The organism is Chelativorans composti, assembly GCF_039541695.1.
Lineage (GTDB): Bacteria > Pseudomonadota > Alphaproteobacteria > Rhizobiales > Rhizobiaceae > Chelativorans > Chelativorans composti.
Genome location: NZ_BAABGS010000003.1, coordinates 1 through 7,920, shown reverse-complemented (window position 1 = coordinate 7,920; position 7,920 = coordinate 1). Strand labels below are relative to the sequence as shown.

Annotated in this window: 6 protein-coding genes and 1 tRNA gene; 4 read left to right on the top strand and 3 right to left on the bottom strand. The window is 54.4% G+C overall.

Translation table 11 applies throughout. The features are described 5' to 3' along the window. The 4 genes from ABD906_RS00430 to ABD906_RS00415 form a co-directional block, all read left to right on the top strand. Positions 1 to 323: hypothetical protein (locus ABD906_RS00430; RefSeq protein ID WP_345097614.1), on the top strand; the 323-nt coding region annotated here is incomplete at its 5' end. 454 nt (positions 324 to 777) lie between these two features. After that, a tRNA-Arg gene (locus ABD906_RS00425) sits at positions 778 to 854 on the top strand. A 78-nt stretch (positions 855 to 932) separates the two neighbouring features. Then, positions 933 to 1,949 carry a tyrosine-type recombinase/integrase gene (locus ABD906_RS00420; RefSeq protein WP_345097613.1) on the top strand — a complete coding sequence of 339 codons (1,017 nt, stop codon included), beginning with the start codon at positions 933 to 935 and terminating at the stop codon, positions 1,947 to 1,949. Next, positions 1,933 to 2,571: a hypothetical protein gene (locus ABD906_RS00415; protein WP_345097612.1), complete on the top strand. Its 639-nt coding sequence runs from the start codon at positions 1,933 to 1,935 to the stop codon at positions 2,569 to 2,571. Before ABD906_RS00420 ends, ABD906_RS00415 begins: the two co-directional genes overlap by 17 nt. 1,811 nt (positions 2,572 to 4,382) lie before the next feature. On the opposite strand, the gene ABD906_RS00410 is transcribed toward ABD906_RS00415, so the two are convergent. From ABD906_RS00410 to ABD906_RS00400, 3 genes are all read right to left on the bottom strand, one after another. Continuing rightward, positions 4,383 to 4,778 carry a helix-turn-helix domain-containing protein gene (locus ABD906_RS00410; RefSeq protein WP_345097611.1) on the bottom strand — a complete coding sequence of 132 codons (396 nt, stop codon included), beginning with the start codon at positions 4,776 to 4,778 and terminating at the stop codon, positions 4,383 to 4,385. Between the two features lie 179 nt (positions 4,779 to 4,957). Further along, entirely contained in the window at positions 4,958 to 7,372 is a 2,415-nt protein-coding gene (locus ABD906_RS00405; RefSeq protein ID WP_345097610.1) for a phage/plasmid primase, P4 family, read from the bottom strand. Between the two features lie 271 nt (positions 7,373 to 7,643). After that, positions 7,644 to 7,920 (bottom strand): integrase core domain-containing protein (locus tag ABD906_RS00400; protein ID WP_345097609.1); only part of this gene is annotated, 277 nt, incomplete at its 5' end.

The following is a 7,920-nucleotide window of genomic DNA, read 5'->3' as shown; positions in this document are numbered from 1 at the left end:
GGCACGCGCCAGCTATTGGTAAGCGCGCGCGCCATGGCGCAGGCCACTGCCACCTGGCCTGGTTTTGCGCCGCCGCGTGGCCGGATTTTGCACCGCCGTTGACATTAGTGTCGTTCTACGCAATTGCCGGTAAAGGTCAAATTGTCAGCAAATTTCAAGGCCAATTCGTTAAAAGGAACGCGATAACCACCGATCATGCGACCGTCATAATGACTGAAACTGTAGAACGTGATAGGCGCGCCACCGATCTTCTCGATATTGCTGACATAGATCACAAGTGGGATGTTCTTCGAGCTCGCTCGCAAATTTCCGTCGCTAGCTGACCATAAAATCCATGGGCGATATTCTTCAATGGCGACCACAACCTCTTCGGCTCCGCCATCTTCTACCCATTTGCCAGAACAAGTTAGTGTGATTTGGGTGGCGGAATGGTTCGCCAGCACATAAGACGCAGCTCCAATCAAGAGAGCAATACCCAGTATGGCTCTTAGAACGTTCCTACCCATCGCGGCTACGGATCCCCCTCCCTCGCCTCGAAACTAGACTTAACGGCGATAATTCGAAACAACGCTCCTGTCTACCACTGCCAAAAGAAAGTTCGCCCCTGCAAATTCCCCAGCCACACTCCCGCCACTCCCGGCACATTCCCGGCGCGCACCCGACAGGCTTCGAACCTGTGACCGCTGCCTTGGGAGAAACGCACATTCTCCATTGATGCATGGGGCGGGTTGGGTTAAGAAGGCGGCAGTTCGCGTCCGGCTCCTTGGGCCGGAACAGGCACCCGTAGCTCAGTTGGATAGAGTGCTGCCCTCCGAAGGCAGAGGTCACAGGTTCGAATCCTGTCGGGTGCGCCAATCTTTTCAAGCACTTAGTGCTGTGCTGCCAACTCGTTGTGTTCTCCTGTCACAAATCTGTCACAACGAGTGGACGACATGGCAACTTTCCGCAAACGCGGCTCCAGATGGCAGGCCCAGATCAGGCGCCTTGGCCAGAAGCCGATCTCCAAGACTTTCACGCACAAGCGCGATGCAGAGGCGTGGGCAAGGCAAACCGAAGCCGCCCTGGAGCGCAGTGAGCCGTGGCAAGATCAGATCTCCCCTGTGACGCTCCTCCTTAAGGATGCGCTGAGACGATACTGCAACGAGATTACCCCAGCCAAACGAGGAGCATCCGCCGAGACCTACCGGATCCGCAAAATGATGCGGGCTCCTCTTGCCAACATGCAACTTGCCAATATCGGCGTGCGGGACATCGCAATCTATCGTGACCAGCGCCTCCGGCTCGTTGCAAACGACAGCGTTCGCAAGGAATTGCAAATCTTACGACAAGTGTTCGAGCTGGCGCGAACTGAGTGGGGCTATGGAATCGGAGTGAACCCATTGGCACAGGTGCGCCTCCCTCCTCCCGGGGCAGCTCGCGTTCGCCGCATATCGCAGGCAGAGGCGATGGCAATCGCCAGCGCCATGCGATCAACACGCAATGTAGTTGTCGTATACGTCATTAGGTTTGCCGTGATGACGGGCATGCGTCGCAGCGAGATTTTGAATGTGCTTTGGAAGGACGTGGACTGGACAAATTCAACGCTGCTCATTCCAAAGACGAAAAATGGACATTCGCGGACAGTTCCCCTCAGCCCCCACGCGTTCGAGCTACTCCGGAACTTGCATAGTAAGAAGCTTGATCCTAATCGTGCATTCCCCATTAGCGCGAATGCATTCAGGCTTGCTTGGCAGCGACTTCGCGATCGGTCAGGGGTACAGGACTTGCGGTTTCATGATCTTCGGCATGAGGCCATTTCCCGCTTCTTTGAACAAGGCCTCTCGTTGCCTGAGGTTGCGCTGATTTCAGGCCATAGAGATCCGCGTCAGCTGATGCGTTACACGCATATGGACGCACTGAAGATCGCACGTAAACTGGGGCTCAGAGGTGACCATGACCTGGCGATATAATCCTTCGCTCAGTAGCACTGACTACCTGGAGATGGCTGCGCGAAGACGCAACAGGCTCAGAAAGACTGATGCGGCAGATTTCAAATATCTCGATCGGTTTTCATACGGCGTGCATGAAGAAACAGTGTCGAGGCTGTTGAACCCCGAAAACTGGTCGGAACAGGTCCATTTGGAGAACAGGCGACCGCGGGTTTTTGTTGATACAAGGATCAACCAGGCAGGCAACCTGTCTGTAAGATGGGCTCGTGGGGCCCACAGCATCTTCTTTCCCATGGATTTCGAGTTTAGAATGCTCCAGGGGACGGCCGACGGCTTCATTGCCGGAGAGCGATCAAACGGCGAGCTGATGTGGGTTCAGGGGTTCCGCGAAAGAATTTGGCGGGCTCGACAGGATACTCCTGGTGCCACCGTCGAGAAGGCACTGCTCTTCGGGTACAAAGCACGCCTGGATGAGCTTATTTCCAAGCTATCAACGACGGTGGATGTCATAGGGGCAATTACGCTCGAGTTTGTTTACATGGGCAATAGGTTGGCGGATGTTGGCTTGGAGCCGACGATATCAGAGCAGCGCCTCCATGAGCTGTGGACAGTCTCTCAAGCGCTACGAATGGGACCCGAATGATGCGATCACGTGAAACAATTCTTAGAATGCCTATATAACCGACGTAACGCTTTGCAGTAGTTGTTGCTGATGTTTACGGCTCCCGCTTCATGTCGACTCCTCAATGAAGAACAACGTCGTCAGGCGTGTGAAGAGTTACAAAATCTCCCCCACCCGCCTTGGCGACCTATTCCCAGCCGTGAAGTCTGTCGGATCCTTGGTGTATCGCTGCAAAGCCTTGCGAATTGGCGCGTACGGGGGACAGGACCAGAGCCTGAACCACACATCAAAGGAAACGGAAACCGCACCTACTACCGTCCAGACAAGATCCTGGCATGGCTCTCGGATCACAGGCGAGACCCATGGGAGTTTTCCCGCGATTGGTTGGCTGAGCGGGGCGTGGAGATGGAGCCCGCCTCCCAAGCTTCAATTGAATGGCTGATCGAGCAAACCGACAGCTTACTATGATAGCACCGCCAACTTCGGAAAATTTTCTGCGGCATCTGTGGGCGGGTAGGCGTCATAAAACGCTTTGTTTTCATCCAGAAGGGTGTACTCCCCCATAAGCCCAACTCTGGTTATGTGGTCCCGCTTCTCAGGAAATTCGAAAAAGCCTTCTCGCGTTGCACCTCCGACTTAAACCCCGTGTGGACCGACGGTTTATAATCAGTGCTTGCGTCTTGTTCCGAGCAACCACTGACGCGCTTGCCCACAGTTCGTATTCGACGGGCACCAGCTACAACATTCGCAGCCTCGAGGCTGCGAGGGGAAAACGTATCTGCGCGATACCAAGCCGAAGCGGCAACCTAACACCCGCTTGTCGGTGATCGACGTTGGAGAAATGGCCCGCTCAATACCTACGCTGCGCATGATGATGCGAAGGCGGCTATGGCAGGTGACCTCCAGAACGGCGGACCGTCTTTGGCTGAAAAAGAGCTAGTAGACTTGTGGCTACCGGAAGTTCCACTCACCTGGACGCTGACATACTACTGGTAGCTCGAACTCACCGCCAGCCCCGCGTAGGGGTGGCAACACATCCATCTCAGACAGGCATAGGCGACAGGGAACGCACCCGGTAACTCGATAGGTTGGAGGCTTCGATGAGGACGAGGAGCAGACGCCCAGAGGAAGATCGAGCAACCTTCAATTCGATCAAATCTCGATACCGAGGCCGGATATCGATTCTGCACTTGGCCCGCCGTGAATAGCACTCTGCAGTTATGCCAGCTATAGCCCGGGTCCCCGACTGCTGGCTCTCAAAGACAGGATCTGTCGCGGTGCATGACACAATCACGGTTCGCGAAGCAGGAGCGCCGTCTCTTTCAAACCAATCTATTCCCTTCACGAGCAGGGCTTTCTCGGGCCGTTGCTCATGGGTTTGAAGCGATGTATTGGCTTTTCTCGCTCTAACATACCGCGAACCATCAGCGTCGCCACTACCTGCAGCAGATTGGGGCGACGCATTACCATCGAGATGGTGACACATATTTCTCGAAGCGCAAATCATCATTACCAAGGACGTGACTCATGCACTAATCGGACTCTATGCCTGACGGCTACTGCCAGGCATAGTCTGTCGACATCACGGGGCATGCACGATGTGAGGTCCGACGGCGCGCGAAGTCCCACACAGGATCCTAAACCGAATATCCACGGCGAGTCGCTACTGGCAGCAATGTCCGAGCTGCGCCAGTGCTTTAGTTCGTAAAACTAGCTGGCTCTGTACCTGTCCCATTTCGTGGTTGAAGGCTTCAACCAGAAAGGAAGCCTTCATGACCACAAGCAGGATGCGACTAGGTCCCGCACTACCACCGGAGAAGCGAGTTTCAAGGCTACTTGACCTGTGAAATAGTACTCCCTAAAGTGACCGTCCCCTTTTCATGTGTCTCTGCTTTCCGCCAATCTCGGATAGTACGCTCAGATACGTTCAGTTTTTGGGCCACCGCTTTGATAGAGTAACCATCTTCCAGTAAAGAGAGTGCAGCCCTCCGTTTGGAAAGACGATAATCCGGATATGTCTCAATGAGCCAACGCCGAAGGGTGTCACGGCCGACGGTGATCTTAGGCAGATAAGACCAAGCAAGGGGGAAGGCCCTTGCCACTTCATCAGGAAGCTCTCCTCGCATAGCTTGCGCCCCAAATTCTTCCATAGCCTTTGACATCGACAGTCCGGAATTGGCCAGCGCTATGAGGTAGTCAGAGACCACCTTTCTGTTTTGTTTCTGCATCCTTGTACTCTCGCTGCGTTCACCATAGGCAATCGAGAGGAAAAAATACTTATTCTAACTTTCTATTCCATTTCGCCAAGAGAGCAGAAAGTCCAGAGGATAAGAGCAGATAAAGGAGATCAGAGACAAGATCGAGGAATAAGTATTTTTTCCACCTCTGGCGCGCTCTTCTTCCCTACCTATTTAGCAAGTCGCGCTACACCAACACCCTTGACTTCGATTCTCGATATGCTTCCGGAGGAATTAACAATCTCGAACCCAAGGTTTTCGATTTCTTGTTGGAATCTCTGCTGGTTAACCACGTTCGGTATGCCATGATAAGATCGGAAAGCGTTGTAGCGGCTGAAGAGATCGATGAGTGAGATCCGTAGAACTCCGGAAGGATCGATCTCGATATCGCTGCTCTTATCGAGGAAATACTTTACCGGGTTGTTTTGCATATCCATCCGTGCCACAATTTCTTCATGCGATGCCGGTAGAGTGTAGTCCGTTTTGTTCTTAAGCCGCCGATAGCCTTCCATTGCCCAAGCTAGGATTGCTTCTGCCTCGGAAGACAGGATAACTTCAGCGAGATTCGTGATCCGTTTGGGTTCCGGTACGGTCCTTGACCACACCAGGAACAGCCAACGGCGGCTAAAGCCTCTGGAAGTATCCCGAGTTCTCGGCAAATGATTTGACGCGAACCATTGTGCACATCGTGGCTCAAACTCGAATGGCTGCCTGTTCTTGAACTGGCCGTGAATGGCCTCACCGACAACAATCGATTTGAACTTGTCCCCCGGAATGTATTTGTCTTCCGACAACTCTCCCGCGAAGTTGACGACTTTCTCACACATCTCAGCGGGCAGGAACTTGTCTCCCCAGTCCTGCGGAGGAATCGAAGACGTTTTACCCTCTGGCAGCAGACCGCGGAGCAGCTCAGTGACTTGCGATTTTCCGGAACCCGCCACACCGTACAGACAGATGGCCCTTTGGAACTTCGGCGCAGCTGACATAAGAGTCGCCCCCATCGCTTCTTGAAGCGCATCGACCTTGGCTTGGAAGTCCATGTCCTCCGACCAACTGTCCTGCAGGAACTGATTGAACATCGGCATGTGACCGGCCAGTTCCGGCAGATAACGGTGCGGCAGGACGTAGGTCATGCCATGATCCGGAGAATGCTCTTCCAGCTCAAGATCTTCATTAAGGAATCCGTTTGCGAAGTTTACCCCGCGCGTGTCACCGACACGCAAATCTTTTGAGCAAAGCGCCTTCATGACCCGAAGAATGCCCGTATGGTCGCTCTGACGCTTTGCTGCGGGATACGTGCCGAACTCTTTCGCAATGACTTTTAGGATCTCATTCTCAGACTTCTCTCCCCAGAACGCACCCTTCCACTGCCAGAATTTTCCAGCGGAATAGCGGAGCTCTCCGAACTCATTGATGAAGTTCAATACAGCCTCAGCTAATTCTGCGTGGTTCTCCCCCGAGAAATCCCCTCGGCGGATTTGAACCAACTGCCTCTTTAGCTCACTAGGGTTAAAGAGCCCCGCCGATTGAGCTGCGATGTAGCGAAGCAGCATGCCTTCTTCGAGTGGCGAGATCGCCGGACCCGCACACGCAATGCGTTCAAGAGCGATGTTCACGACCTTCGCCCTATCTGGCGAGCGGAACTCAGGATATCGTTCGAACTCGCGAATAAGGAACGCCATAATTCGCGAGTGGTCCCAAACCTCATCATCCTCAGTGAACGTGAGGCCGAGCTGCTCCTTATCCTCTGCCGACAGACCTTCATCCCACCCAAGGGGCAGAGCTTTACGCTTCTCCCTAGTGACGTCGCGAACTAGAAACTCGATGAGCTTGGTCTGAGCCTTTTCGACGGTCAGCGGGTCACCGACAACTTGCTCTACGAAATTTTCAACCCACGTCTTCATCTCGCTCAAAGCTTCCAGAAGGGTCCGCTCACCCCGAAGAACCCCACGAGCCATCAGACCAGCCATCGAGACCATTGAGTTATCACGAGTACCAGCCGGTACAAAAGTTGCGACCTTCAGATCTGCTCCGCTTGTCGTCTCGATGCCAATGGACTTCAGAGCTGCCCGCAGCGTCTTGTCGAGGTCTGCAGGAAGCGCCGGAAGCGCCTTGTACACCGAGACCAGCTCACAGTTGGCGGTATACGGCCGATTGGTATCTGGATGGATCGAAGGTGGAAGGACAAACTGTGTACCCTTGGACAGGATCTCACAGATCATCGCGCCCGATGCTTCCTTGATCCTGATCGTCCGCTCCCCGCTGTAGCGATAGACCTTAATCATGCCCTTTTTACCGACGCGAACCCAAGGCGACGGCGGCAGGACACGGTCCAGAACCTCCAGCACCTTCTTGTCATCAGTGTCGATATCAACGGCAACAAGACCCGAGCACGGGCCCATCGGCAAGCCGACGTTGCCCGAGGGGAACTGCTTCAGCCAGGCTTCACGCTCGTCCTGAGTCGGAAACGTGTCTGCGAAGCGCTGCCAGCCGTTTATGGCCGGTCGCTTGCCATTGGTCATCAAAGGGATGGCCGGGAGACCTGCGTTCCAGTACTTGGGGGCTGTCTCTCTAAATATGTGCATAGTTTACCTACTCTGTTTTTGCTAACAGGACGCAGATGTGAGTTGAGTCATGCGCATTCCAGTGATGATCTGCGTTAGTCCCGAGGACGTTGTGTTGATATTTCAGTTCTTGCCGCTAGAACGGTTCTAACTCCTTGCAAATAGATGCCGCTCCGATGCTAGGAGAGCCTAGAATGTGAACCGCACCGGGTTTGCCGGAGGCTTCAACTCACCGACCATGGCAACAAACAAGTGAACCGCGCCGGGATTGCCGGAGGCATTTTGGTTTGAGTCACGCTGCCATGGCCGGCTCTTCGAGCATAGCGTAGTAGCGTTCCTCGGCTTCGGCCGGCGGGATGTTGCCGATGGGCTCCAGCAGCCGGCGATTGTTGAACCAGTCGACCCATTCCAGCGTCGCGAACTCGACGGCCTCGAACGAGCGCCATGGCCCGCGTCGATGGATCACTTCGGTCTTGTACAGGCCGTTGATCGTCTCGGCGAGAGCGTTGTCGTAAGAGTCGCCGACGCTGCCGACGGAGGGCTCGATGCCCGCTTCGGCCAGGCGCTCG

Excerpts from the sequence above, each read along its gene's own strand:
- ABD906_RS00410 (WP_345097611.1), bottom strand. The coding sequence starts at position 4,778 with ATGCAGAAACAAAACAGAAAGGTGGTCTCTGACTACCTCATAGCGCTG.
- ABD906_RS00420 (WP_345097613.1), top strand. The coding sequence starts at position 933 with ATGGCAACTTTCCGCAAACGCGGCTCCAGATGGCAGGCCCAGATCAGG.
- ABD906_RS00415 (WP_345097612.1), top strand. The coding sequence starts at position 1,933 with ATGACCTGGCGATATAATCCTTCGCTCAGTAGCACTGACTACCTGGAG.
- ABD906_RS00405 (WP_345097610.1), bottom strand. The coding sequence starts at position 7,372 with ATGCACATATTTAGAGAGACAGCCCCCAAGTACTGGAACGCAGGTCTC.